Raw genomic sequence first — 24,509 nt, 5'->3', positions numbered from 1 at the left:
CGCAACGCCAGCATGTAGCTCCACGCCGCGGGCAGCAACGATACCCACCAGCGGGCGGAGGCGGCGGGGCCGGCGCCGGTTCGAGACGTGCGACCGCGTAGGCCGCACCCTCGGCGGCCATCCCGTTCACCATGTAGGAGTTGTGCGCGAAGCTCGGAAGACCGATCGGAGCGCCGTTGCAGATCGTGTCGCCCTCGGCGCACAGGCTCAGCGTCTTGTCCTGATACGACGGTCCGATGACGATCGCGGGCGCGCCGGCGTCGGTCAGGAACTGATCCGAGGGCCGGCCGAACAACACGACGGCGGCCACGTGGTCGCCGACTTCCTCGGACATCGGCTCGGGGATGAACTCACGGTACTCGGCGGGAATCTCCTCGGGGATCTCCGCGGAGGTCACGTATCCGGCCACCGCGGCGCCCTGCGAGAACCCGCCGAGCACGATCTCCGTCTCCGGGCACGCCGCAGCCGTCGACTCGACCTTCTGTCCGGCATCGCGGATCCCGTCGACGACCGTGCGCGCGAACTGGATGCGGTTTCCGAAGTCGCCACTGGCCAGGTAGTTGACCGGATAGACGTCGATGGAGCGGGGGCCGGCCTGGGCGCGTAGCTGGTCGACGAACGCCTGCCCGACCCCGCCGACACCGATCGGCTCGCCGGTTCCCCGCGCGAACACCACCTGAACGTCCGGACATGCGGGCGCCGCGGGCGGAGGTGGGGGTGGTTGAGCGGCCGCGACCGGAATCGGTCCGGCGAGCAGCGCCGCGAACGGCACCACCAGACCCAGCATCCGAGCGATTCGTCGAGCACCCATGCCACCACTCCTATATGTGAGTCGACCGATTGCGACGTTCGTCATACCCGCTTTGATTCGCGACCAACCAACCGTTTCACGAGGGAATTTTCTCGCCTCACGCCTCACTGATCTTGACCAACATCTTGCCGATGTTGGCACCGGTGAACAAGCCGTTCATGGCGTCGACGCAGGACTCGATGCCCTCGAAGATCGTCTGGCGATGCACCAGGCGCCCCTCGTCCGCCCACTGGCGAAGCGGACCGAACGCCTCCTCGAATCGCCCCCATTCGTCGAGCGCGTTGAAGCCCTGCATCAGCGCCGTCTTCGACAACAGGTTGACGTAGTTGGCCGGGCCGGGATGTTCGCCGGTCAGGTAGCTCGAGATGACACCGCACAACACCACCCGCGCCTTGTGCGCCAGGCGGCCGAGCACCGCGTCCAGGATCGGCCCGCCGACGTTGTCGAAGTACACGTCGACGCCCTTGGGGCAGTGTTTCTTCAACTCCGCGGGCACGTTGCCTTCGCGATAGTCGATGCACGCGTCGAATCCGAAATCCTCCACGACGGCCCGGCACTTCTCCGGTCCGCCCGCGATGCCCACCACGCGGGCTCCGGCGATCTTGGCGATCTGGCCCGCGACCGAACCGGTCGCCCCCGCAGCCGCCGACACCACCACCGTCTCCCCCGGCTGCGGCCTGCCGATGCCGACCATTCCGAAATAGGCCGTCGCACCGGTCGGGCCGTACACCGACATCACCGCGAGTTGGTCGACGTCGGGGCCGGGCACCGGCGTGGTGAAGATGTCGTCGCGGCTGATGACGTACTCCTGGAAACCCGTCAGCGTCGTCACGATGTCGCCGACGGCGTAGGCATCGCAGCGCGACGCCACGACCTCACCGATGCCCGCCGCGCGAATGACCTCGCCGAGTTGCACCGGAGGCAGGTAGCCCGGCTGGTCGTTCAACCAGGTGCGGGCCGCCGCGTCGATGCCGATGTAAGTCGTGCGCACCAACGCTTCGCCGTCGGCGGGCTCGGGTGCCGGCGCGGTGACCAACTCGGTGTCGCCGGGCGCGACCAGCCCGACGGGTCTGCGGCGCAACACGATCTGGCGGTTCATCAGCTGGGCCACCAGGCGAACCTACCCAATGTGCGCGGCGCGGTGGGCGACTGTCGACTCGACGATCTCGCCGGCGAACCTCCGACTCGCCAGGAGGTAACAGACGATCGCGACCACTTGGAAGGCCGGCACGATCAGCAGCGCCCGCCCCAGCGACATCGCACCCAGGTCGTCCTTCAGGGCATCGCTGATAACACCGGTGAGGAATGGGCCCGCCGACCCGACGATGGCGCCGAAGAACAGGAAGATCGCCGACGCCGTCGCGCGCTGTTCGGGCCGGGCGAGCCGCTGGATGGCCGCGATGGACGGCGCCATGTACGCCGTGCCGACGACATAGCTCAGCGAGATGAACCATATGCACAGCGTCCGGTCACCCACCGTGAACGCCAGCGCCGAGAACGGCAGCATCGCAGCGGCCATCGCGGCCACCAACCACAACAGCCACCGCGGATCGGAGGCCGACAACCGGTCCGCGACGCGGCCGACGACCAGAAGTCCGAGGATGCCGGTCAGCCCGCTGGCGATGCCGTACTGCACTCCGACCTCGCCCAACTCCATACCGCGGGTGCGCACCAGGTAAGCAGGCGCGAAGGCCGTCAACGAGTAGCCGGCCACCGAGATGCACGACGCGCCGACGACGACGCCCACGAAGCTGCCCTTGCGCAGCAGATCCCAGGCCTTGGCAGGGACGTCGGCGTCGACTTGGGGGGTGGCCGGCATCGACTGCCTGCGCCCGAGCGCGATGAGGACCAACGGCGCGAACGCCACGCTGATCGCCCCCATCACCACGAAAGCCATTCGCCAGCCCAGGGTTTGCGCCAGCAGGCCGCCGCCGATCAGGCTGGCCGCGCTGGCGAGTGGGATGGCCAGCGTGATCACCGCCAGCGGCGCCGCGCGACGCTCCGGTGCGAAGTTACGCGCGACGTAGGCGTGTGCCGCCGGTGTGCTGCCGGCCTCACCGATCGCCACGCCCACGCGGGTGAGCGCCAGTTGAAGACCCGACTGCACCGCGCCGCCGACCATCGTCATCGCGCCCCAGAGCGTCAGGCACGTCGACACCACCAGCCCGAACGCCCCACGGTCGGCGATCCGGGCGATCAGCAGGCCGAGCACGGCGTAGACGGCCAGGAAGCCGAACCCGTTGATCACGCCGAGTGCGGTATCGGACAGGTCCAGTTCTGCCCTGATCGGTTCGGCCAGGACCGCGGGCAGGAACCGGTCCGCGTAGTTCAGCGTCCCGACGACCGCGAGCAGCGCAACCGCAACCCAGGCTCGCCGCGCGTTGTGGGTGCCGCTGACCGCAGCGAGCTGTGCAGTAACCATGTCGTGGGCAGCTTTCCAGAACTTCGGCGCGGGCCCGGGATTAATTGGATTTCAAGGGGGTAAATAACCGGCATGCCCGAAGCCGATGAAGTCACCGCGGTCGCGATCTGCGGCGGATGTGGTTACCCGACACTCGGGCCGAACCTGTGCTCCTACTGCCAAGCCATGACCGCCGACCCGGCGGCCGCCTGACTGGCCTGGCCGGCGGCTAGTTCACGGGGACGTCGAGTATCGGGTGTTGCCGGTCCGCGCCGGGCGCGTCGAAGTGCCACCACTCGCCGGCGTAAACGGTGAGACCGCCTTCGGCCATCGCGTCCCGCAACCGTTTCCGGTTGGTCTGAGCCGCCGCGCTGACCCCGTCGGTGGCGTACGCGTTGGCGCGCGAAGTGAACTCGTCGAAGCCGGTGCCCATGTCGACGAGGGCACCGTCACGAGCCAGGGTCACGTCGACCGACAACGCCGCTTCGTGGCTGCTGGCGTAGGGGCCGGGCCGGGCCACCCACCCGGGGTCGGAGACCGCCTCGAACATTCGCACCTGCACGTCGTGGGGCCGGTAGCAATCCCAGAACACCAGCACCTCGCCGCCCGGGCGCAACGCGTCGGCGGCCGCCGCCAGGCCGGGTGCCATCGACTCGTCGACAAGGCACCGCGCATCGGCGGGATACAGCTGCTCGCCGACGAAGTTGTCCGTCGTCGCGTAGCGCAGGTCGATCACCGCGTCGGGCACGACGGTGCGGACATCGACGAGTCCGGCCGCCCGGGCCGCATCCGTCAGCGGTGGCACGGGTTCATCCGGTGTCGCGGCGGCGACGCCGATCGTCGGCCACGCCAGCGCCAAGGCCACCGCCGCCGGTCCCGCCCACGCACTACGCATATCGTCTCGCTTCCGGAGTGGAGTAGTCGCCTACGCTAGTCGGCCTCCCCGGCGCAACCGAGCATCGAAGTGTCGTCGCGCCAAGGAGGTCACCATGAGCGTCACCATCAACGACCGGCAGAGCCCGACGGTGTTCGAGGCCGGCCTGCCGACCGTCTCGTATGAGGACGCGCCCGACGCCTACGAAGCACACCGGCGGATCGCCGAGGCGCGCGCTGCCGGACCGGTCGCGATGGGTGCTCACGGACCCGAGTTGTTGAGCTACGACACGGTCCGGGCGGCCCTGCGCGACCACCGCATGTGCGTGCCGCCGGGACTCGGGTTGGAGGCGCAGGGCATCACCTCCGGCCCGCTGTGGGACCGCGCGGTCACGACGCTGCTCAGCGTCAACGGTGAAACCCACTCGCGGCTTCGGCGCCTGGTGTGCAAGGCGTTCACGCCACGCTCGGTGGGGCGGCTGGAGACGACGATCACCGGCATCATCACCGGCCTGGTGGACCCGTTGGTGGCCGTCGGGCGGTGTGAGGTGGTGGAGGACATCGCACGTCCGTATCCGGTTCCCGTCATCGCCGAACTGCTCGGCGCCCCGCGCGAGGACTGGAAATTGTTCTCCGAGTGGGCCGATGACTTCTTCAAACTGTTCCAGTGGAACGCGGCCGAACACGCGCCGGCGATCCTGCAGGCCTGGGCCGAACTCGACGACTACGTCGACGGGATGGTCGCCGAGCGCCGCACGACGCTCACCGACGACCTGATCTCGGAGTTGATCCGCGCCGAGGACGACGGCGACCGGTTGAGCATCGAGGAACTGCGGATGCTCGCGGCGGGCATCCTGATGGCAGGCACCGACACCACCCGTAACCAGCTCGCCGCCGCTGTCGACGTGCTGTGCGACCACCCCGATCAGTGGGAGCTGTTGGCGCAACGGCCCGAGCTCGCGATGAACGCCGTCGAGGAACTGATGCGGTTCTATCCGGTGGTGTTCGGGGCGATGCGGATGACGATCGAGGACGTCGAGTGCGGCGGCGTGACCCTTCCCGCGGGCACGTTCGTCCTGTTGAACACGGCCGGCGCCAACCGGGATCCGGCCGCCTACGACGAACCCGACCGACTGGACATCACTCGGCAGGGCGCCGCGCCGATGCAGTCCTTCGGCGCGGGGGCGCACTACTGCCTCGGCGCGAACCTGGCCCGTCGTGAACTGGCCGAGGCGCTGGTCGTCATGAGCAGCCGCATGCGGAATCTGCGGCGTGCCGGACCCGCGACCTGGAAGCCGCTGGTCGGCATCACCGGCCCTGCGACGCTTCCGATCGAGTTCGACGCGCGCTGACCTGCGGCAGAGCGCCGGCCACCTCGGTGGTGGTCTGGCCGAGGCCGGCTGCGCGGCGGAGTTCGGTGAAGGCGGCGATGAACGCGTCCGTCGCGGTGTGGACGTCGTCGAACGCCAGGTCGTCGCACAGCACCGAGATGTTGAGCTGGTCGACGTAGCTCCACACCGTCATGTTCATCGCCGCACCGGCGGCCAGCGGGCCGACCGAGTAGATCTCGGTGACGACCGCACCGGCGATCCGGCCGCGCTCGCGGGGACCCGGCACGTTCGACACGATCAGGTTGAACAGCTGGTTCGGCGCCTCGCGTCGCGACATCCAACGGAACGTGGCGCGAGCGGCCGCGGGCGGTACGTACCGCAACCCCTTGCCCACGGTGGCGGGGCCGAGTGTCTCGTTGTCCTCTTTGGCCATCCGCGCGGCCATCCGGATCAGGCGGAGCCGTTCGCACGGGTCGGCGATCTGCACCGGCAGAGACACCAGCATGGTGCTCAACTCGTTGCCGGTGATGCGATCTGGCGAGGTGTCGGTCGCGGCGGGAACCGAGGCGATCAGCGCGGCGTCGGCGGCGCCCTGCCGCTCGATGAGCAAGGTGCGCAGCCCGCCGGCGGCGATGGTGAGCACCACGTCGTTGACGGTGGCTTCGAGATGCCTGCTCGTCGCCTTGACCTCGTCGAGCGACAGGGTGGCGGTCGCGAACGCGCGACCCGCTGAGAGCTTGCGGTTCAAAAAGGTGGGGGGCGGTTTGAACCGTTCGGCGAGCTCGGGATGGCGACGGCGCTGACGCGCTCGCCGCTGAAGTCGGTAGGCGCCCACAGCGACCTCTTTGACGACGCCGGGCAGGCTCGCGAGTTGGCTGAGGTGGTCCCGTACCGCGAATACGAGCAGGGCTGGGGCCGAAAGTGATTCGGAGTCGCCTGCCGAACGGGACTCGCTGCCGCCGGTGCCTGGCCATTCCATCGCGCGGGCCATCAGGTTCGCCGACGCGACACCGTCGGCCAACGCGTGGTGCACCTTGCCGATCACGGCGACGCGGTTTTCGGCGAGACCCTCGGCGTAGTACAGCTCCCACAGTGGTCGGCTGCGATCGAGGGGTGTGCTCGCGATCTGACCGATCAGCGCGTCGAGTCCCGCACGCCCGCGCGGTTCCGGGACCATCACTTTTCGGACGTGATAGCCGAAGTCGATGGCCGCGCCTTGCCGCCACACCGGCCGATGCAGGTGAAGTGGAACGTCGACGAGTTCGTACCGGAAGGGCTCGAGGTCAGGTAGGCGCTCGCGAAAAGTGTCGAGGAACGCGTCGAACGTCGGCTCGCCCTCGAATCGCGATGTGTCGACAACGGCGATCTTGAGCGTGTGCTGATGCACGTTCGGTGTTTCGCTGGACAGCAGCAATGAGTCCCAGCCGCTGAGGCGCTTCACGTCGTCAACCTTCGGCGCTCTGGTACCGACCGATCGGCGGGAGGCGTCTGATGACCGACTCGGCTGCGGTCAGCAGCGCTTCGACGAACTTGTCGGAGGCGAATGTGCATCCGGCGTGACCAGCGTCCACGTCGACGGTTTCGGCGCCGGGTATCCGACTCGCCAGCCAGCGCTGCCGTTGCACCCCGAAGGCGCGGTCGCGTGTGGTCACCACCACCGCTGTGGGGACGTCGACCTCGTGGATCCATGTCGTCGAGTCGAAGCGGATGACTTCTGCCACGGCCCGGGTGATCGCACCGGGCGATGTACTGCGCACCTGGTTGAGCAGCCACTGGTGGTTCTGCAACGCGCCGGGACCCACCATCGCCGCGGGGGCGAGCCGCCTGGCAGGCGGGCTGAGCGAATCGAGCAGCGCGGCGAACACGCCGGTCGCTATCCGCTCGTAGCCGGCCCTATTGACCGCCGCCGTTGCGGCACACAACACCAGCCCGTCGACTCGCGCCGGGTGGCGCTTCCAAACCAACTGGGCCACAAGCGATCCCATCGAATACCCGACCGGCAGGAACGTCCGGACACCAAGAGCGTCGGCCAGGGCGGCGACGTCGTCGGCGCAGTCCTCGAGCAGAAATCGGGGCGCCGTGATGCCCTGACCGTGACCGCGTTGGTCGAAGACGATCACGCGGCCGAATTCCCGCAGCGCATCCAGCGCGGGGTACCACGTCATGACGCCCGTGCACGCGAGCGAATGCAACAACATGAACACGGGTCCGTCGCAGGGCCCCGAGTCGACGACGTACGTCGTACCGCGGCCGGGTAGCTCCACCATCCGGCCGTCCGGGACGTTGGCGGCCGAGGCCAACGCGGGCAACGACGGCAGCCGCGGAATGGACGGTGGTCTGGGCATATTCCAAGCGATACCCCGAACGATAGAGCCGAACACGACCGCCGTCTGGCGTTCGCGCCGCTTCCCGCTGAGCACTCGCACAGCGCCTCGGGCTTAGACTGCGAGCGTGCGCGAGGTGCTCGACGAGTTGCTGACCGTGTGGCGGTCCGGCGGCGCCGCCGGTGTGGCCACCGTCGTGCGCACGATCCGCTCGGCGCCGCGCCAGCCCGGCGCCACCATGGTGGTCAGCCCCGACGGCTCGGTCGCCGGCTCGGTTTCCGGCGGATGCGTCGAGGCCGCGGTCTACGAACTGGTCAACGAGGTCGTCGCCTCGGGACGCCCGGAGTTGCAGCGCTACGGCATCAGCGACGACGACGCCTTCGCGGTGGGGCTGACGTGTGGCGGCATCATCGACATCTTCGCCGAGCCGGTCTCGCGGAGCACCTTCCCGCAGTTGCAGGCGATCGCCGACGACATCGCCGCACACCGGCCCACCGCCGTGGCCACCGTCATCGCCCACCCCGACGCCGACCGGATCGGCCGGCGCCTGGTCATCGGCGCGGATTCGGTCGACGGATCGCTGGGCTCAGCGCGCCTCGATGCCGCCGTCACCGACGACGCGCGCGGCCTGCTCGCCGTGGGCCGCACGGGCGTGCTGTCGTACGGCCCCGACGGCCAGCGCCAGGAGACGGGCATGGAGGTGTTCATCGCCAGCCATGCTCCGCCGCCGAGGATGCTGATCTTCGGGGCGATCGACTTCGCCGCCGCGCTCGCACAACAGGGCGCCCTGCTCGGATATCACGTCACCGTGTGCGACGCGCGCCCCGTGTTCGCCACACCCGCCCGCTTTCCCGGCGCCGACGAGGTGGTGGTGATGTGGCCCGACCGCTACCTCGCCGAACAGGCCGAACAGGGCGCGATCGACGCCCGCACCGCCATCTGCGTGCTGACCCACGATCCCAAGTTCGACGTCCCCGTGCTCGAGGTCGCGATGCGCCTGCCCGAGGTCGGCTACATCGGGGTGATGGGATCGCGCCGCACGCACGACGACCGGATGCGCCGGTTGCGCGAATGCGGCCTCACCGACGCCGAACTGACCCGGCTGGCCAGCCCGATCGGCCTCGACCTCGGGGCGCGCACACCCGAGGAGACAGCGGTGTCGATCGCGGCGGAGATCATCGCGCGCAGGTGGGGAGGCGGGGGCAGACCGCTGAGCGACACGGAAGGACGCATCCACCACGAGGGATGAGACAACGCATATGGAAATGTCGTTCTCGAATGCGATAACGTCACTCTTTACACGGCGAGGAGAAGGGTGAACCGGTGACTTCTGCTTCAGCGGAGAAGGTCGCGACCCGATACGCAGGGACCCGGGTCGCGCGCGTCGAGGACAGCCGGCTTCTCACCGGCCGCGGCACTTTCGTCGACGACGTCGTCCGGCCGGGAATGCTGCACGCGTGCTTCGTGCGCAGCCCCTTCGCCAGGGCGAAGATCAACGGCATCGACGCGTCGGCCGCGCTGGCCATGCCGGGTGTGCACGCGGTGTTCACCGCCGACGACCTCAATCCCGACGTCAAAGAGTCCTGGCACGCGGTGGCCGGCAAGGACATCCCGGACACGCCGCGCCCACCGCTGGCCGAGGGTGAGGTGAAGTTCGTCGGCGATCCGGTCGCACTCGTCGTGGCCGACAGTCGCTACCTCGCCGAGGACGCGGTCGATGTCGTCGACGTCGACTACGAACCACTACCCGCGGTCGCCGACTTCACGAAGGCCGTCGGATCGTCGGTGGTCGTGCACGAGGCGTACCCCGACAACGTCGCGGGCGGCATGGGCGGAGCACCGCCCGACGAGGAGACGTTCGCCAACGCCGCCTGCGTCGCGTCGGCGAACGTCTACCAGCAGATCCACGCGCCGGTGCCGATCGAGTGCCGCGGCATGGTCATCGAGTGGACGCCGGCGACCGAGGAACTGACCCTGTGGGCGTCGACCCAGACGCCCCACGAGTTGCGGGCTTTCTGCGCGCGATTGCTCGGCATTCCGGCGCACAACGTGCGGGTCATCATGCGCGACACCGGCGGTGGCTTCGGCCAGAAGGTCGTGCCGATGCGCGAGGACATGTGCATCATGCTGGCCGCGCGCAAGGTGCCGGCGACGTTGAACGCGCCATTGAGTTCGGCCACGCTGAAGTGGATCGAGGACCGCCGCGAGAACCTGATGTCGGCGGGTCAGGCCCGCCACGTCGACGGCACCGCACGGATGGCCCTCGACGAGGACGGCACCATCCTCGCCGTCGACATCGACTTCGCCTACGACATCGGCGCCTACCCCACCCCGTACCCAGTGCTGACCACCGCCGCCGTCGGCATGTTCTTCCCCGGCCCGTACCGGGTGCCGAAGGCCAGCTTCAACTACAAGACCGTGTTCTCCAACACCGCGGGCCTGCACGCGTATCGCGGTCCCTGGCAGTACGAAACGCTGGCCCGCGAAGTGCTTTTCGACATCGCCGCCCGCAAGCTGGACATGGATCCCGTCGAACTGCGGCGGCGCAACATCCTGCGCGGCGACGAGATGCCCTACTTCAATCCCAACGGCATGCCCTACGACCACGTCGCTCCCGCCGACACCTTCGAGCAGGCCGTCAAGATCCTCGACCACGAGGGCTTCCGCAAGGAACAGGCCGATGCGCTGGCCGAGGGCCGCTACATCGGGCTGGGCTTTTCGGCCTACATCGAACCGACCGGCGCCGCGACCGGACACCTCGGCACCGAGGGCTGCACCATCCGGATGGAGCCCACCGGGAAGATCAACGTCTACGTCAACGGCGGGTCGACCGGCAACAGCCTCGAGACCACGGTCGTGCAGTTGACCGCCGACGCGCTGGGCGCCGACATCGCCGACGTGTCGACGATCCAGGGCGACACCGCGGTCACCCCGTACGGCGCGGGCACGCAGGGCAGCCGAAGCGGTCCGATGACCGCGGGCGCGGTCGCCGAGGCGGGCGCGTTGCTGCGCAAGCAGATCATCGCGATGGCCGCGCCGCGCCTGGAGGTCGACGAGGCCGAGGTGGAGCTGACCGGCTCGCGGGCCGTGGCGAGCGGAAACCCGGACAAGGGCGTGAGTTTCGCCGATCTGGCCTACCGCGCCTACTACGAACCCCAGCAGTTGCCGGCCGGTGTCTCGTCGTCACTGGAGGCGACCGCGCGGTTCGCCTCACCACCCGAGGCGATGATCCACTGGGCCAACGCCACCCACGCCTGCACGTGTGAGGTCGACATCGAGACCGGGCGGGTCACCCTCACCCGCTACATCGTCAGCGAGGACGTCGGCCCGATGATCAACCCCAACGTCGTCGAGGGTCAGATCGCCGGCGGCACCGTGCAGGGCATCGGTGGTGCGCTGCTCGAAGACATGGCCTACGACGACGACGGCAACCCGCTGTCGAGCACCTTCGTCGACTACCTGCTGCCGACGGCCACCGAGGTGCCCGCGATCGAGTACGGCCACGTGGAGATCCCCGGACCCGGTGTCGGCGGATACAAAGGTGTCGGCGAGGGCGGCGCGATCGGTTCGACTCCCGCCGTCATCAACGCGATCAACGATGCCCTGGCACCTCTCGGCGTGACCCTGACCCGCCTACCCGCCAGCCCCGCCGCGATCGTCGAGGCGATCGAGAACGCCAAGAAGTAAGGAACACAGCCACAGTGGAACTCAACAACGAATTCCGGGTCGCCGTGCCGGTGGACACGGCATGGGAGGCACTCAACGACGTCCAACGCGTCGCACCGTGTATCCCGGGTGCTCAGCTGTTGTCAGTCGACGGCGATGCCTTCACCGGCGCGGTGAAGGTCAAGGTCGGCCCGATCACGGTGTCCTACCAGGGCGAGGCATCGTTCCAGGAGCGCGACAAGGCCGCTCGCCGTGTCGTCATCAAGGCCCAGGGTAAGGAGACCCGCGGCAGTGGTAACGCGGCCGCGGTCGTGACCGCGCAACTCAAGGACGAGGGCGACGCGACCAGCGTTGTGATCAACACGGACCTGACCATCTCGGGCAAGGCCGCTCAATTCGGCCGCGGCGTACTGGCCGACGTGTCGTCCAACCTGATCGGACAGTTCGCCAAGAACCTCGAATCGGATCTCCTCGGCGGCGCCGCGACCACCGCGCCGACCACGGAGACGGCGGCGGTCGCGGCTCAGCCCGACGCGGGCGATTCCATCGACATGCTGAAAGTCGTTGCGCTGCCGATGGCCAAGCGCGCGGCACCCGTCGCGGCCGCCGTAGTCGGTGGATTGGCGGTCGGTTTCCTGATCGGCCGGCGCCGCCGTAAGAGCCCCACCGCGGTGCTGGCCGACGATCTGCAGTCCGCCCTGGTGCGACTGCTCAACGCGCCGACCGAGCGGCTGCGGCCGTGAAAGCCGCCCCGTTCACCTACCACCGCCCCGATTCGGTGAAGGAGGCGGTCGACATGCTCGCCGAATACGGCGAGGACGCGAAAATCCTTGCGGGCGGGCAGAGTCTGGTGCCGATGCTCGCGATGCGCCTGACGCACTTCGATAATCTCATCGACATCAGCCGGATCGACGAGCTTCGCAGCATCGACCTGGTGGACGACGCGGTGTGTATCGCGGCAGGCACCCCGCACTCGTTTGTCGGAATGGATGACGAAGTCGCGGAATCGGTTCCGCTGTTGACGCTGGCCACCCCGCACATCGGGCACTTCCAGATCCGCACCAGGGGCACCCTCGGCGGCGCCATCGCACACGCCGATCCCGCGGCCGAGTACGCGGCGGTCGCGCTCGCGCTCGACGCACAGATGGATGTCGTCTCGGCAACGGGATCCCGGCAGATCGCGGCGAGGGATTTCTTCACGGGTCTCTGGGAGACCTCGCTGCAGCCCGGGGAGATGCTGACCGCGGTGCACTTCCCCGTCTGGGGCGGACGGTCGGGCTTCGCACTCGAGGAATTCGCCCGCCGCCACGGTGACTTCGCGATCGCCGGAGCCGCGGTGGCGGTCGAACTCGACGACGGTGACCGGGTAAGGCGTTGCGGTATAGGCCTGTTGGGCCTGGGTTCGACACCGCTGCGGGGCAGCGCCGCCGAAGAGGCCGTCACGGGTCGACCGGTTACCGAGATCAGCGCCGAGGAGGTCGGGCGACTCGCACTGTCCGGACTCGAGGACATTCCATCCGACCTGCAGGGGTCGGCCACCTACCGGGCCAAGGTCGGGGCGACGATGGTCGCCCGCGCCTGGTCCAGTGCCATCACGGAGGCAAGCGATGCATGAGATGCCGGTCGAAGTGACGGTCAACGGGCGCACGTTCACCGCGACCGTGGAACCGCGCCTCACGCTCGCGGACTTCCTGCGCGAGAAGTGTGGCTTGACCGGAACACACCTCGGCTGTGAGCACGGCGCGTGCGGCGCCTGCACGGTGCTGCTCAACGGGGACGCGGTGCGCGCCTGCCTGATCTTCGCCGTCCAGGCCGAGGGTATGGAGGTCACCACCGTCGAGGGCATCGGCGGTGCGGACGGTGGACTGTCGCCGGTGCAAGCCGCCTTGCGCGAATGCCATGGGCTGCAGTGTGGTTTCTGCACCCCGGGTTTCGTCACCTCGATCACCGCGTTGCTGCGCGACAACCCCAAGCCGAGCGACGAGGAAATCCGCGAGGGTCTGTCGGGCAACTTCTGCCGGTGCACCGGATATCAGGGGATCGTCAACGCGGTACACCGTGCCGCCGAGATGACCTAGACCGCCATGCTGATCGCGGTCACCGGGGGCACCGGCTACGTCGGCGCCCACTGCGTGCGGGCGCTGCTTTGCGCCGGCCACCGCGTGCGCCTGCTCATCGCGCCCGACGCCGAGGACGCGCCGGTCATCGCCAAGCTCGCCGAGATCGGGGACGTCGAGACCGTGAGCGGTGACATCAGGCGCACCGACACGGTGGAAGGGCTGCTCTCCGGCTGCGACGCGGTGCTGCACGGCGCCGGAGTCGTCGGAACCGACAAGCGCCGCAGCACGCTGATGTGGGAGGTGAACGCCCATGCCACCGAGGCGGTGCTCACGCGTGCGGTGGCCGGCGGGTTGGACCCCGTCGTGTTGGTCAGCAGCTACAGCGCGCTGTTTCCGCCACCCGACGGCGTGATCGGTCCCGATACACCCACCGCGCCCGGCCGCAGTCCGTACGCGAAGACCAAGGCCTACGCCGACCGCGTGGCGCGGCGACTGCAGGAGCAGGGCGCGCCGGTGGTCATCACGTACCCGTCGAGTGTGGTGGGTCCGGCGTTCCACACCGCTGCGGGCGTCACCGAGCGTGGGTGGGCGCCGCTGGTGCGATGGGGCGTCGCGCCGCGACTGCGCGGTGGGATGCAGATGGTCGACGTTCGCGATGTCGCCGACGTGCATGCCGCGTTGTTCGTTCCCGGCCGCGGACCGCGCCGCTATGTGTGCGGGGGCGAGCTGATCGCGTTCGACGACATGATTTCCGCTCTCGAGCGGGGAACGAATCGTCGATTCCGGCGAATCCCGCTCAGCCAGGGCATGTTTCGAGGTCTCAGCATCGTCGGAGAGGCGCTTAGCGGCGTTGTCGATCTGGGCGACGGCCTCACCTATGAGGCGGCCCTGCTGCTCACCGCCGCGACACCGACCGACGATTCGGCCACCACCGGCGACCTCGGCGTGACGTGGCGCTCACCCGTCGAAGCCATCATCGCCTCCTTCGCACCACAGCAGGCGCACCCGTAATTACGGGACCGACCGGCGATCAGGCGGGCGAACCGTGCGAGCGGAACTCCCGCTCGTAGCGCGCGCTTGCACTCTTGCGCAGGTTGCTCCTGAGGTCGATCGCGTCACCGCGCAGGTACCCCGTCACACCCAGCACCGTGGTGACCGCACCCGGGATCCAGGCGGCCCAAGCAGCGGCGTCACCGGAGAAACCGGCGGCCGTCGGCGCGAGAAACAAAGCGAAACCAACGGTGGCGAGCATGAAGTAGTCGCGGGTCGGGTCGGCGGCCAGCCACGACCACAGCGCGGCGACCGTCATGAACACACCCAGACCGACGGTGATCGCGACGGCCGCCGTCGACGACCGCACCACTGTCGCGCCGAGCAGCACGGTCGCCAGACCGATCATCAGCGAGGTGCCGCTGATCAACGTGGCCATCGCATTGCGTTTCGCGTCGCGGCGACCCCAGTGGCTGATTCCGGTGACCGTCGGGGGTCGACCGGTCACCCACCCGATCGCGCCGAGCGTCATCGCCAGCGGACCGGCCACGACACCCGTCCATCCGGCGCCGGGATCGGGCGCGAATGCCCCGCCGAGGAACGGCAGCATCGTCATGCCGAGGCCGATCGCGACCAGACCCCAACAACCCGGTGTGCGGACGCGGGCGAGAAGGGCCAGCGCGGCGAAGAAGACGATGAACGCGCCGAACGCGAGCGTGAGGCCACGCCCGGGCGTCGTCGAGGTCACCGTGAGCGAGGCAACCACCGAGCCAATGCCCACCAGCAGGGCCGTCCAGGTTGTCCAGTGTCGCCGCAATTTACTCACGTGATCCTCCTCATCGGTTCGCTGTGGGGGCCGACCGGTGATCGGCCGCGGACCGGCGCCGGGCATACACAACAAGGTGATCGTCGCTGTGCCGCCGTCAGTTTCGAGTCAACGCGGTCACATCCGGTGCCTCGTCCGGTGGTGTCTGCCGCCCCGGACCCGTCTCATCGAGAGTTCGGGTGACAGTTCCCATGGTGCTCCGGCCGTGGCTGCAAGGTGTTGCGCGATGAGGACAACGAGCCGGGCACATGTTGTCCGCGCACCACAACACGCGGCGCGGGACTGGCTGAGCAGCCGACCGGGTCAGCTACGGTCGGGCTCGGTACGGGGCCCGAAACCGGACTGCGATTCGCCCGCCGTGGCGTGCCTGCCGATATGCGACTCGGCCCGCATCCGGTCCACCATGTGCGGGTAGTGCAGCTCGAATGCCGGTCGCTCCGAACGGATTCGGGGGAGCTCGGTGAAGTTGTGCCGCGGCGGCGGGCACGACGTCGCCCACTCCAGCGAGTTGCCGTGACCCCACGGATCGTCGACCGTGACCGGCTCGCCGTAACGCCAGCTCTTGAACACGTTCCACACGAACGGCAGCATCGAGATACCCAGGATGAACGCCCCGATGGTCGACACCACATTGAGCGGCGTGAACCCGTCGGACGCCAGGTAGTCCGCGTAGCGGCGCGGCATACCCTCGTTGCCCAGCCAATGCTGCACCAGGAACGTGGTGTGGAAACCGATGAACGTCAGCCAGAAGTGCAGCTTGCCCAACCGTTCGTCGAGTAAGCGGCCCGTCATCTTCGGGAACCAGAAGTAGATCCCGGCATAGGTCGCGAACACGATGGTCCCGAACAACACGTAGTGGAAGTGCGCGATCAAGAAGTAGGTGTCGGAAACGTGGAAGTCCAGCGGCGGGCTGGCCAGCATCACCCCGGTGAGCCCACCGAGCAGGAACGTGAGCATGAACCCGATCGAGAACAGCATCGGTGTCTCGAAGGTCAATTGGCCCTTCCACATCGTGCCTATCCAGTTGAAGAACTTGATGCCCGTGGGCACCGCGATCAGATAGGTGGTGAACGAGAAGAAGGGCAGGAGTACGGCACCCGTCGCGTACATGTGGTGCGCCCACACCACGACGGACAACGCGGCGATGCCCAAGGTGGCGTAGATCAGCGTGGTGTAACCGAAGATCGGCTTGCGGCTGAACACCGGGAAGATCTCGGTGACGATGCCGAAGAACGGCAGCGCCACGATATAGACCTCGGGGTGGCCGAAGAACCAGAACAGGTGCTGGTAGAGGATCGGTCCGCCGTTGGCCGGGTCGTAGACATGCGCGCCGAGGTGGCGGTCGGCGGCCAGGGCGAGCAGTGCGGCGGTCAGGATCGGGAAGGCCATCAGCACCAGAACCGACGTCACCAGGATGTTCCAGGTGAAGATCGGCATCCGGAACATCGTCATACCCGGTGCGCGCATGCACACCACGGTGGTGATCATGTTGACCCCACCCAGGATGGTGCCCAGACCGGCCACGGCGAGGCCCATGATCCACAGGTCGCCGCCGGCGCCCGGCGAATGCATGGCATTGCTCAGCGGCGCGTACGCCGTCCAGCCGAAGTCGGCCGCCCCACCGGGGGTGATGAAGCCCGCGACCGCGATGAGCCCGCCGAACAGGAACAGCCAGTACGAGAACGCGTTCAGCCGCGGGAACGCCACGTCGGGCGCGCCGATCTGCAACGGCAGCACCAGGTTGGCGAACCCGAACACGATCGGCGTCGCATAGAACAGCAACATGATCGTGCCGTGCATGGTGAACAGCTGGTTGTACTGCTCGTTGGACAGGAACTGCAGCCCCGGCATCGCCAGCTCGCCCCTGATGAACAGCGCCATCAGCCCGCCGATGAAGAAGAACACGAAGCAGGTGACCACGTACATGATGCCGATCAGCTTGTGGTCGGTCGTCGTGATGAGCTTGTAGACGAGCGTGCCCTTCGGGCCCATCCGGGCCGGGAACGGGCGACGCACCTCCAGCTTGGGGACCGAGGTCAATTCGGCGGTCACTGAACGCTCCCTTCGGCACGGGGCCAGAGCTCATGTACCCAAATCTCGTGACCTCGATCTTAGGTAGCCCCGCCGCGCACCGAAAGCCATTCCGCGAACCGGCGCGGGCGGTCCGATCAGCCGCCTGCGTTCACGGGTGTCCCGTCGTCGCTGTGCATGCCGTACGGCACCGCCGTCAGCATCGTGACCGACAGCTCGGTCCCGCTCGGCGTGCGGAAACTGCGCTGCTCACCCGGCCGGGCACCGAGGATGGCAGCGCCCAGCGGCGACTGGGCGGAGTACACCTCGATGTCGCCGTGTTCGGCGCTGCGCACACCGAGCAGGAAGGTCTCGATCTCAGCGGTGTCGTCGTATCGCACCGTGACGACCATGCCCGGTTCGGCGATCCCGTCGTCCGGCGGATCCTCACCGACGACGGCGTTGATGAGCATCTCGTGGATCTGCTGAATACGCGCTTGCCGCGCCCGCTTGATCGCGCTCGCATTCTCGTCGGCGTCTTCGTCGCCGACCGCGTTCGCGCACAGCTCGTTCAGAGCGGCGAGCTCCTCCTGCAGCCGTTCGTAGGCGGTTCGCGAGATCCAGATTCGCTGCGCACTTGTCATTTTCGGTCCTTCCGTGCAATCAAGCTGGGAGTCGGCTGGTTGCCGAATCGATGGCGGCCTCGTAGGGCTTGGCTTCCAGGAGCGTCACTCGCAATTCCTTGCCGGTCGGGGCCAGGTAGGTCCGCCGATCCCCCGGCCTCGCGCCGAGGATCGCGACGCCCAGCGGCGAGCGCGGCGAGTAGACCTCGATCTCGGCGGGCTCGATACCGCGGATACCGAGCAGGAACGTCTCGGTGTCACCGGTGTCGTCGTAGCGGATGGTCAAGACCATGCCCGGTTCGGCCACACCATCGTCGGGTGGGACCTCGCCGACGACGGCGTTGGCGAGCAGATGCTCGATGCGGTGAATCTGGTTCGACCGCATCCGCTCCTGCGCCGCGCGGGCGGCGTCGTGGTCCATCGCGTCGTCGGGCACCTCGTATCGGGGTTTCGCGCGCAAAGCGGCCAGTTCGGCCTGCAGCCGGATGTAGGCACGTCGCGTCATCCAGACGCGGTCGGTGCTGGTCATGCTCGTCATGTGTGGTCCTTTCTCGAAAGGGGTTGCCGTCAGGGGCGGGCCACGGGCTGTGACAGCGCCGCCCCTGACGACTCGCAGGGCCCGCGAGGGGCCGAAGAGCCGGGTGGCCGCTCTATGCGACCGCGCGGCGGAGCGGATCAAAGGGCCGCAGCGCCTCGGGTTGCTTGCCGGTCGTGATCTGTTCGGCCAGGAGCCGGCCGGTCACCGGACCGTGTGCCAGTCCCCACATGCCGTGCCCGCCGGCCACGTAGACGTTTCGCGACATCTCGCCGATGAGCGGGCGGCCGTCCGGGGTGATCGGCCGCGGGCCCACCCAGATGTCGCTGCGTTCGGCCCACCTGACTCCCTCCAGGAGCGGGCTGGCCGACTCGACGATCGCGTCGACCCGCTCCGGGATCGCCGGTTCGTGCGGATCGCGTAACTCCATCGTGCCCGCCACTCGCAGCGCACCCTTGTACGGCGTGCAGGCGATGCGCGCGTCGGGCAGATAGATGGGACCGGGGATGGGGCGATCCACCGGCACGGTGAACGAGTAGCCGCGACCGGACTCCACGGGCACGCGCAGCCGGTGCCCCGCCAGCCGCGACATCCAGGCGCCGGTGGCGATCACCGCGCTGTCGGCGGTCATGTGCTTGCCGTTGTAGGGCTGCACCACCACGCGGTTGCCGGAGCTGAACACGCCCCGCACGTCGTGGGTCAGGATGTTTCCCCCACGCTCCTCGACCGCCCGGCCCAGGGCTTGCACGAAACGGCCCGGGTCGACGAAGCGCTGACCGTTGATGTTGATTCCGGCGGTGATCGCCGCCGAGGCCAACGGCACCTGCTCGCGCAACGCCTCACCGGACAATCCGGTGACGAACAGTTCCTGTCCGGCGCTTTCGAGGGCACGCAGATCCCGCATCATGTTCTCGGCGTCTTCGGTGCTGCGGAAGATCGCGGTGATCGGGGCGTCGGTCACCGGCGCGTCCACCCCGTTCGTGATCAGGACGTCGAATGCCTCGATGCTTTCCTGGTTCAGCGGCACGTTGGCCGCCACCGCCTGGTTCCACACCGAGGATCGCGAGTTCGCGGCGAACTGGATGAGAAACAGCCACAACGCCCCGTCGATGGTCAGCGGGATGTGCAGTGGCGCGTTGCGGTCGCGCAGCGAGCGCAGCCCGTAACGCAGCGTCTTCGGCGACGTCAACGGCAACGTCAGCGCGGGCGCAACCCATCCGGCGTTGCCCCACGATGCGCCAGCGGCCACCCCGCTGCGGTCCACGACGGTGACGTTGACACCGCGCTCCTGCAAGAACCATGCCGTGGACAAGCCGACGATGCCCGCGCCGACCACGATCGCAGACCGCGGTCCACCGTCAATCCGCTCGCCGCCGACCATTGCAAACCCCTCCATCGCTGAAAAGCCCGTTCGTTGACTTCATGGTGGGTCGGGCGACCGCGTTCCGACTTGCCCCGGACCGACAATCCCCCGGCGGGCCGTTGTGGTGATCCGACAATGACCACTTCGGGCGGGGTTCGGTCGAGGCCGCTCAGTCGGTGTCGATCGCGGCGAGTTCGATCATCATGGCGAGGCGCTTGCGGGCGTCCTCCAGCGGCAGATCGGTGATCTCAGCCATCTTGCGCAGGCGGTAGCGAACCGTGTTCTCGTGGACCCCGAGGCGGTGCCCCGCCTGGGCGGGATCGCCCAGCGCCTCCAGATAGGCCCGCAACGTCGGGACGTACTCGGTGGCGTGGTTCTGGTCGTGGCGGCGTAGTTCGGCGACCGGTCCCCTGTCCGGGGTACGCCCCGAGCGTGCGGCAGTCCGCAGACGCTGCAGCAGGATCTCATCCCACGACTCGTCGTAGGCGGGCGGCGCGGCGTCGGGTGGCCCGACTTCGTGCAGCGCCAGGCACTCATCGGCCTCCTGCCGCGCGGCGGGCAGGTCGACGGCCACGGCCGCCTTGCTGATGCCGGCGACCACCGTCACCCGGTCCGGCAGCGCCGCCTTCAACGCGTCGACCCACTTGCGGGCGCCTGCGACCCGTTCGCCCGGCATCAAGGTGTAGATCGTGTTGCCCGCCAGCGCGCTGCGACCCGGACGTGACCACCCGAAGCCGGCGGTCGCGCGTTCGAACGCCAACAGCAGCGCCGCATCCCGTTCGCCGCCGATCGACGCCTGCACGGCGACGACCCGCAGCGACCCCTGCGACAACCCCAGCCTGCTCGCCGCAGCCGCGGCGTCGGCGCTGCCGTCGAGCAGCCGTAACACCAAATCGGATTCGACCTGACGTTCGAGGTCGGCGCTGGCGCGCGAGCGCAGCAGGTGCAGAGCGACCGTCCTGGCATTGTCGGTCAGCGCCGTGCGTTCGGGTTCCACCAACGGGTCCGGAGAGGAGACCCACACCGCGCCCATGAGCTCTCGCCCCGAGCGCACCGCGACAACCGTGCGGCCGGACAGGCCCTGATCGGCGTTGGGCGCGACGAACATCGGTTCGTCCGATGACGTGAGATGAGCGAACACGCCCTGCGATTCGAAGTACTCGCGCAACCACTCCGGCGCCTGCCGGTTCATGATCGTCGCGACGCGGGCCCGGTCGGCGTTCTCCTGCATCGTGGAGTACGCGAGCACACGGGACAGCGGGTCCTCGATCGTCACGGCGCCGCCCGCCGATTCGGCCAAGCTGTCGGCAAGCGCGAACAAATCGGTTGGGCCGCGGCCGGATTCCGTTTCCCGGCCCTCCAGCACCAGGCCGTAGACGATCGCGGAGAGTTCGCTCCAGGGCACGGCCGGTTCGACGACCATCACCGCGACACCCTCGACCATGCCCGCGAAAGTCGTGTCGTTGTCGCCGTCTCGGAGCAGCACCACCATCGCGCGTGCCGAAACCGCCCACCGCAGCGCCTCGTTGACCGTTCGCGCGCCGATCGCCAGCAGCACGTCACCGGTGACCGTGCGGCCCTCGGTGACCTCGTGCAGCACCACGCTGCCCAACTCGGTCGAGCGTGGGATCGGGCAGAAGCGCAGGCGCACGCCATAGCTCCCCAGCACGTTGACCAGCCGATCCAAGGTGACCACGGGCCGACGTTACCGCGCCCTCAGCCGGGCGGGGACTACCGCAGACCGGATGCCCTAGGTGGAGACGACTCCCCGCAGGCCCTCGGCCCCGAACAGCGGCTCGAGCATCGACGAGTAGTCGGGTCCGCGTCGCACCAGCTGACCGCCGTCGACGTTGATGACCTGACCGGTGATGAAACTGGCCGCATCGCTGAGCAGGAACAGCGAGGCGTTGGCGATGTCCTCGACCTCACCTGGCCGCGGCAACGGCGTGCACGCCGCGTAGTCGCCGCTCAGCTCCGGGGATTCGAGTACCGGCGCGACGAGTTCGGTGCGGATCAAGCCGGGGCGGATGCAGTTCACGCGGACCCAGGAGGCGCCGAGTTCGTCGGCCGCGAGCTGCATCATGTGGTCGATGCCCGCCTTGGAGACGCCGTAGGCGCCGAACCACCGGTGCGTGTTGCTCGCCGCGATCGACGAGATGCCGATGAAGGATCCGCCGCCACCGCGCACCATTTCGCGCGCCGAATGCTTGAGGACGTACATGGTGCCGTTGATGTTCAGATCGACGGTGCGTCGCCACAGTTCGGAATCGATCTGGGTGATGGGTCCGATCGTCTCGCTGCCACCCGCACAGTGCACGACGCCGTACAGCCGGCCGGTCCACGCGGTGGTGGCCTCGACGACTCGGGCGACCTCGTCCTCGTTCGTCACGTCGGCGGGCTCGTAGAGCACCGAGCCCGGACCGCCCTGCGCCTTGATCTCGTCGGCCGCGTTGGACAGCTTGTCGGCGTTGCGCCCGACGAGCATCGCGTTACCGCCGGCCGCCACCACCGCGGCCGCCACACCCTTGCCGATGCCGCTGCCACCGCCCGTGACCAACACCGTCCGACCCGTCAAGGACAACTCCACCGCAGACCCCTTCGCCGTAGCTAGAACAGGTTCCAGTTATACGTCACGGCTCGTCACGGCGGGCGGGCTTCGGCGCGCCGAGTGTGCGCCAGTCCGGCACGTTCGGCGGGAGCCCGACCGGGTAGCGGTTCTCGTTGTGCGCCGCCCAGTGGGCATGCCCGAGTTCGTGGATGTGGAACGCATGGCGCAACGCCTCGGTGAACCCCATCGCGTCCGCGGCGGCGTTGACCGAATCCTTGATGAGCAGCGCCGCCATCGTCGGGCGCTCGGCGATCCGGCGGGCGAATTCGAGTGTCTTGTCCTCGAGTTCGTCGCGGGCGAAGATCTTGGACACCATGCCGAGGCGGTACGCCTCATCGGCGTCGATCGAATCACCGGTCAGCAGAAGTTCTTTGGCCTTCCTGGCACCGAATTCCCATGGGTGAGCGTAGTATTCGACGCCGGGCATTCCCATCCGCACGCCCACCACGTCACTGAACTTCGCATCGTCGGCCGCGACGATCAGATCGCACGCCCAGACGAGCATGAGGCCCGCCGATATCGCATTTCCCTGCACCTGGGCGATCGTGATCTTGCGCAGATCGCGCCACCGGCGGGTGTTCTCGAAGAAGAAGTGCCACTCCTGCAGATACGTGCGCTCGGCGATCGCGGGCACGGTGGCGCCGTGCGATTGAAACGTCGGATGCTGCGCCGGGCCCGGCGTGCGCTCCAGCATCGCCTCTTCCGACCCGAGATCGTGCCCCGCCGAGAAGTTCTTGCCCCGCGCGGCCAGGATCACCACCCGCACATTGTCATCGGCTTCTGCGCGGCCGAACGCCTCGTCCAACTGCACCAACAGGGTGCGGGACTGGGCGTTCTGCGCATCCGGGCGGTTCAACCAGATCCGGGCGATCTGGCCGTCATCGACGGTTTCGTACGTCACCTGTTGCGCCGCACCGCCTCCGGCATCGGCGCTCGTCAGATCAGGGCTCGCCATCGCGGATCACCTCGCTTGGGTTGGTTCGACCAACTGCACATTACGGTGCGTCCCGCATCGGTTATTCGGCGGTGCCGCAGCATCCGGGGGTGGACTCGCAGAGACGTGGGAGACGACGGCGTGAGTGCGCCGTAATCCGTTGCCGGGTCGGCGGTATCGGCGCGATGGAGAGCCCCGAGACGTCGATGTCGCCTGCCGCGCGGGGAGATTTGTGGGCAATGCACCGGGTCTGGTCGGCACTTGTGCGCACCGACTTCGAGACCCGCCACCGGTGCAAAGGTGCACGAAGCAACGGATCGGCTCCTAGAATCGCGGAATGGCGAAATATTCGGTCCCGCTCCGGAGGCTCGTGTACACCGGCGCATTCATGATCGCGGCTGCGGCAGCTCCCGTGGCCGCCGTGCACTTGGCGTCGGAACCGAGTCCTGCCCTGGCTCAGGGCTGTCAGGGAGGTGAGGAGCCCGACCAGTTCACCGTGACCTGTGTGCCGTTCATGGTCCCGAATTCACCGCCTCCCTTCCAGGTCACCGCGGCAAACCCGGATGTTCCGGAGATCCAGGGCATTCCGTGCATCGGGCACAACGCCGGCGCCTGCCTGGGGTTGGCCGAGAACGAGGTCGCGGCCGGCCCACCGGCGCAACCGCGCTCCACCATCAGCGCCAGCCCGTAGTCGGCGCAGGTATCCGTTTTGCGAAGCTGTGCAGAAAGCTTTCAGCTTCCATAGAATCCCTGGCAAGGGCACGGTTGATCACTACAGAAAGCGTGACAATGGCGAGCTTGAAGTCCCCTGTACAACGGCTGATCCTTGCCGGCGGCTTTGCGGTGGCGATCGCCGCCGCGCCGGTGGTCTCCGTATTCGCAACACCCGCGGCCCCGGTTGCGCCGCAGGCTCAGGGCTGCTCCGGCGGGGAGGAGCCGGACCAGTTCACTGGCAACTGCGTGCCCCACACGGTGCCCAACGCCGGCTCGGTCTTCACCACGCAACCGGGCAACCCTGACGTCCCCGAGGTCATGGGCGTTCCGTGCATTGGCCACAACCAGGGTGGCTGCATCGGTCTGGCCGAGGAAGCCCAGGCGCAGACGGTGACACCGCCCCCGGCCCCGGTGTTCAGCCACAGCCCCTAGTCAGGGGG

At 68.2% G+C, this 24,509-nt stretch carries 23 protein-coding genes; 9 read left to right on the top strand and 14 right to left on the bottom strand.

Going from position 1 to position 24,509, the window contains the following annotated elements; all coding sequences use genetic code 11:
• The 4 genes from AU197_RS16840 to AU197_RS16825 all read right to left on the bottom strand — a co-directional run.
• The coding region (locus AU197_RS16840; RefSeq protein ID WP_082696717.1) for a cutinase family protein at positions 1-811 on the bottom strand (811 nt) is incomplete at its 3' end.
• Positions 812-908: 97 nt separating this feature from the next.
• Complete coding sequence (locus AU197_RS16835; protein WP_156434445.1) at positions 909-1,922, bottom strand: MDR family NADP-dependent oxidoreductase; 1,014 nt, start codon at positions 1,920-1,922, stop codon at positions 909-911.
• A 9-nt stretch (positions 1,923-1,931) separates the two neighbouring features.
• Positions 1,932-3,233 carry a spinster family MFS transporter gene (locus AU197_RS16830; protein ID WP_064403789.1) on the bottom strand — a complete coding sequence of 434 codons (1,302 nt, stop codon included), beginning with the start codon at positions 3,231-3,233 and terminating at the stop codon, positions 1,932-1,934.
• Positions 3,234-3,441: 208 nt separating this feature from the next.
• Positions 3,442-4,107: a M15 family metallopeptidase gene (locus AU197_RS16825; RefSeq protein ID WP_064403788.1), complete on the bottom strand. Its 666-nt coding sequence runs from the start codon at positions 4,105-4,107 to the stop codon at positions 3,442-3,444.
• A 94-nt stretch (positions 4,108-4,201) separates the two neighbouring features.
• On the opposite strand from AU197_RS16825, the gene AU197_RS16820 reads away from it, so the two are divergent.
• The gene (locus AU197_RS16820) at positions 4,202-5,437 is read left to right on the top strand and encodes a cytochrome P450 (RefSeq protein ID WP_064403787.1); all 1,236 of its coding nucleotides are present in this window, start codon (positions 4,202-4,204) and stop codon (positions 5,435-5,437) included.
• Here AU197_RS16820 and AU197_RS16815 read toward each other — a convergent pair.
• Together AU197_RS16815 and AU197_RS16810 are read right to left on the bottom strand one after the other, a co-directional pair.
• Complete coding sequence (locus AU197_RS16815) at positions 5,394-6,857, bottom strand: WS/DGAT/MGAT family O-acyltransferase (protein ID WP_064403786.1); 1,464 nt, start codon at positions 6,855-6,857, stop codon at positions 5,394-5,396. The genes AU197_RS16820 and AU197_RS16815 overlap by 44 nt on opposite strands.
• Positions 6,858-6,861: 4 nt before the next feature.
• Positions 6,862-7,761 carry an alpha/beta fold hydrolase gene (locus AU197_RS16810; RefSeq protein ID WP_231744965.1) on the bottom strand — a complete coding sequence of 300 codons (900 nt, stop codon included), beginning with the start codon at positions 7,759-7,761 and terminating at the stop codon, positions 6,862-6,864.
• A gap of 106 nt (positions 7,762-7,867) precedes the next feature.
• On the opposite strand from AU197_RS16810, the gene AU197_RS16805 reads away from it, so the two are divergent.
• The 6 genes from AU197_RS16805 (at position 7,868) to AU197_RS16780 (ending at position 14,477) form a co-directional block, all read left to right on the top strand.
• Positions 7,868-8,989: an XdhC family protein gene (locus AU197_RS16805; protein WP_064403785.1), complete on the top strand. Its 1,122-nt coding sequence runs from the start codon at positions 7,868-7,870 to the stop codon at positions 8,987-8,989.
• Positions 8,990-9,063: 74 nt separating this feature from the next.
• Positions 9,064-11,427, top strand: a complete 2,364-nt coding sequence (locus AU197_RS16800) for a xanthine dehydrogenase family protein molybdopterin-binding subunit (protein ID WP_064403784.1) — start codon at positions 9,064-9,066, stop codon at positions 11,425-11,427.
• Positions 11,428-11,441: 14 nt separating this feature from the next.
• On the top strand, positions 11,442-12,149 hold the full coding sequence (locus AU197_RS16795) for an SRPBCC family protein (RefSeq protein WP_064403783.1): 708 nt from the start codon (positions 11,442-11,444) through the stop codon (positions 12,147-12,149).
• Entirely contained in the window at positions 12,146-13,021 is an 876-nt protein-coding gene (locus AU197_RS16790; protein WP_064403782.1) for an FAD binding domain-containing protein, read from the top strand. Before AU197_RS16795 ends, AU197_RS16790 begins: the two co-directional genes overlap by 4 nt.
• Positions 13,014-13,484, top strand: a complete 471-nt coding sequence (locus tag AU197_RS16785; RefSeq protein ID WP_064403781.1) for a (2Fe-2S)-binding protein — start codon at positions 13,014-13,016, stop codon at positions 13,482-13,484. The genes AU197_RS16790 and AU197_RS16785 overlap by 8 nt, the downstream gene beginning before the upstream one ends.
• Positions 13,485-13,490: 6 nt before the next feature.
• Entirely contained in the window at positions 13,491-14,477 is a 987-nt protein-coding gene (locus AU197_RS16780) for an NAD-dependent epimerase/dehydratase family protein (protein ID WP_064403780.1), read from the top strand.
• Positions 14,478-14,496: 19 nt separating this feature from the next.
• Here the strand turns inward: AU197_RS16780 and AU197_RS16775 are convergent, their stop codons facing one another.
• The 8 genes from AU197_RS16775 to AU197_RS16740 all read right to left on the bottom strand — a co-directional run bounded on the left by AU197_RS16775 (position 14,497) and on the right by AU197_RS16740 (position 23,376).
• A complete protein-coding gene (locus tag AU197_RS16775; protein WP_156434444.1) occupies positions 14,497-15,282 on the bottom strand; it encodes a hypothetical protein in 786 nt (261 codons plus the stop codon).
• A 303-nt stretch (positions 15,283-15,585) separates the two neighbouring features.
• Positions 15,586-17,274 (bottom strand): aa3-type cytochrome oxidase subunit I, encoded by a 1,689-nt coding sequence (gene ctaD / locus AU197_RS16770; RefSeq protein WP_064403847.1) that lies wholly within the window; start codon positions 17,272-17,274, stop codon positions 15,586-15,588.
• Positions 17,275-17,450: 176 nt separating this feature from the next.
• Positions 17,451-17,936, bottom strand: coding sequence for a GreA/GreB family elongation factor (locus tag AU197_RS16765; protein WP_064403778.1), 486 nt, complete (start codon positions 17,934-17,936; stop codon positions 17,451-17,453).
• A gap of 19 nt (positions 17,937-17,955) precedes the next feature.
• A complete protein-coding gene (locus AU197_RS16760; protein ID WP_064403846.1) occupies positions 17,956-18,444 on the bottom strand; it encodes a GreA/GreB family elongation factor in 489 nt (162 codons plus the stop codon).
• A gap of 121 nt (positions 18,445-18,565) precedes the next feature.
• Entirely contained in the window at positions 18,566-19,831 is a 1,266-nt protein-coding gene (locus AU197_RS16755; protein WP_064403777.1) for an NAD(P)/FAD-dependent oxidoreductase, read from the bottom strand.
• Between the two features lie 151 nt (positions 19,832-19,982).
• Positions 19,983-21,509, bottom strand: a complete 1,527-nt coding sequence (locus AU197_RS16750) for a PucR family transcriptional regulator (protein WP_064403776.1) — start codon at positions 21,507-21,509, stop codon at positions 19,983-19,985.
• Positions 21,510-21,563: 54 nt separating this feature from the next.
• Positions 21,564-22,400, bottom strand: a complete 837-nt coding sequence (locus AU197_RS16745; protein ID WP_064403775.1) for an SDR family oxidoreductase — start codon at positions 22,398-22,400, stop codon at positions 21,564-21,566.
• Positions 22,401-22,443: 43 nt separating this feature from the next.
• The gene (locus AU197_RS16740; protein ID WP_064403774.1) at positions 22,444-23,376 is read right to left on the bottom strand and encodes an enoyl-CoA hydratase; all 933 of its coding nucleotides are present in this window, start codon (positions 23,374-23,376) and stop codon (positions 22,444-22,446) included.
• A gap of 316 nt (positions 23,377-23,692) precedes the next feature.
• Between AU197_RS16740 and AU197_RS16735 the strand changes: the two genes are divergently transcribed.
• Together AU197_RS16735 and AU197_RS16730 are read left to right on the top strand one after the other, a co-directional pair.
• Positions 23,693-24,046, top strand: a complete 354-nt coding sequence (locus AU197_RS16735; protein ID WP_064403773.1) for a hypothetical protein — start codon at positions 23,693-23,695, stop codon at positions 24,044-24,046.
• Between the two features lie 98 nt (positions 24,047-24,144).
• Complete coding sequence (locus AU197_RS16730; RefSeq protein ID WP_064403772.1) at positions 24,145-24,501, top strand: hypothetical protein; 357 nt, start codon at positions 24,145-24,147, stop codon at positions 24,499-24,501.
• Positions 24,502-24,509 lie beyond the last annotated feature (8 nt).

The organism is Mycobacterium sp. IS-1590 (genome assembly GCF_001500025.1).
GTDB lineage: Bacteria > Actinomycetota > Actinomycetes > Mycobacteriales > Mycobacteriaceae > Mycobacterium.
The sequence above is the reverse complement of the archived record's forward strand: the minus strand, read 5'-3'. Positions and strand labels throughout refer to the sequence as shown.

Bases quoted from the DNA above. Each gene is read 5' to 3' on its own strand.
- AU197_RS16755 (WP_064403777.1), bottom strand. From the start codon at position 19,831: ATGGTCGGCGGCGAGCGGATTGACGGTGGACCGCGGTCTGCGATCGTG.
- AU197_RS16825 (WP_064403788.1), bottom strand. From the start codon at position 4,107: ATGCGTAGTGCGTGGGCGGGACCGGCGGCGGTGGCCTTGGCGCTGGCG.
- AU197_RS16810 (WP_231744965.1), bottom strand. From the start codon at position 7,761: ATGCCCAGACCACCGTCCATTCCGCGGCTGCCGTCGTTGCCCGCGTTG.
- AU197_RS16740 (WP_064403774.1), bottom strand. From the start codon at position 23,376: ATGGCGAGCCCTGATCTGACGAGCGCCGATGCCGGAGGCGGTGCGGCG.
- AU197_RS16780 (WP_064403780.1), top strand. From the start codon at position 13,491: ATGCTGATCGCGGTCACCGGGGGCACCGGCTACGTCGGCGCCCACTGC.
- AU197_RS16830 (WP_064403789.1), bottom strand. From the start codon at position 3,233: ATGGTTACTGCACAGCTCGCTGCGGTCAGCGGCACCCACAACGCGCGG.
- AU197_RS16735 (WP_064403773.1), top strand. From the start codon at position 23,693: ATGGCGAAATATTCGGTCCCGCTCCGGAGGCTCGTGTACACCGGCGCA.
- AU197_RS16765 (WP_064403778.1), bottom strand. From the start codon at position 17,936: ATGACAAGTGCGCAGCGAATCTGGATCTCGCGAACCGCCTACGAACGG.
- ctaD (WP_064403847.1), bottom strand. From the start codon at position 17,274: ATGGGCCCGAAGGGCACGCTCGTCTACAAGCTCATCACGACGACCGAC.
- AU197_RS16730 (WP_064403772.1), top strand. From the start codon at position 24,145: ATGGCGAGCTTGAAGTCCCCTGTACAACGGCTGATCCTTGCCGGCGGC.
- AU197_RS16820 (WP_064403787.1), top strand. From the start codon at position 4,202: ATGAGCGTCACCATCAACGACCGGCAGAGCCCGACGGTGTTCGAGGCC.
- AU197_RS16785 (WP_064403781.1), top strand. From the start codon at position 13,014: ATGCATGAGATGCCGGTCGAAGTGACGGTCAACGGGCGCACGTTCACC.
- AU197_RS16760 (WP_064403846.1), bottom strand. From the start codon at position 18,444: ATGACCAGCACCGACCGCGTCTGGATGACGCGACGTGCCTACATCCGG.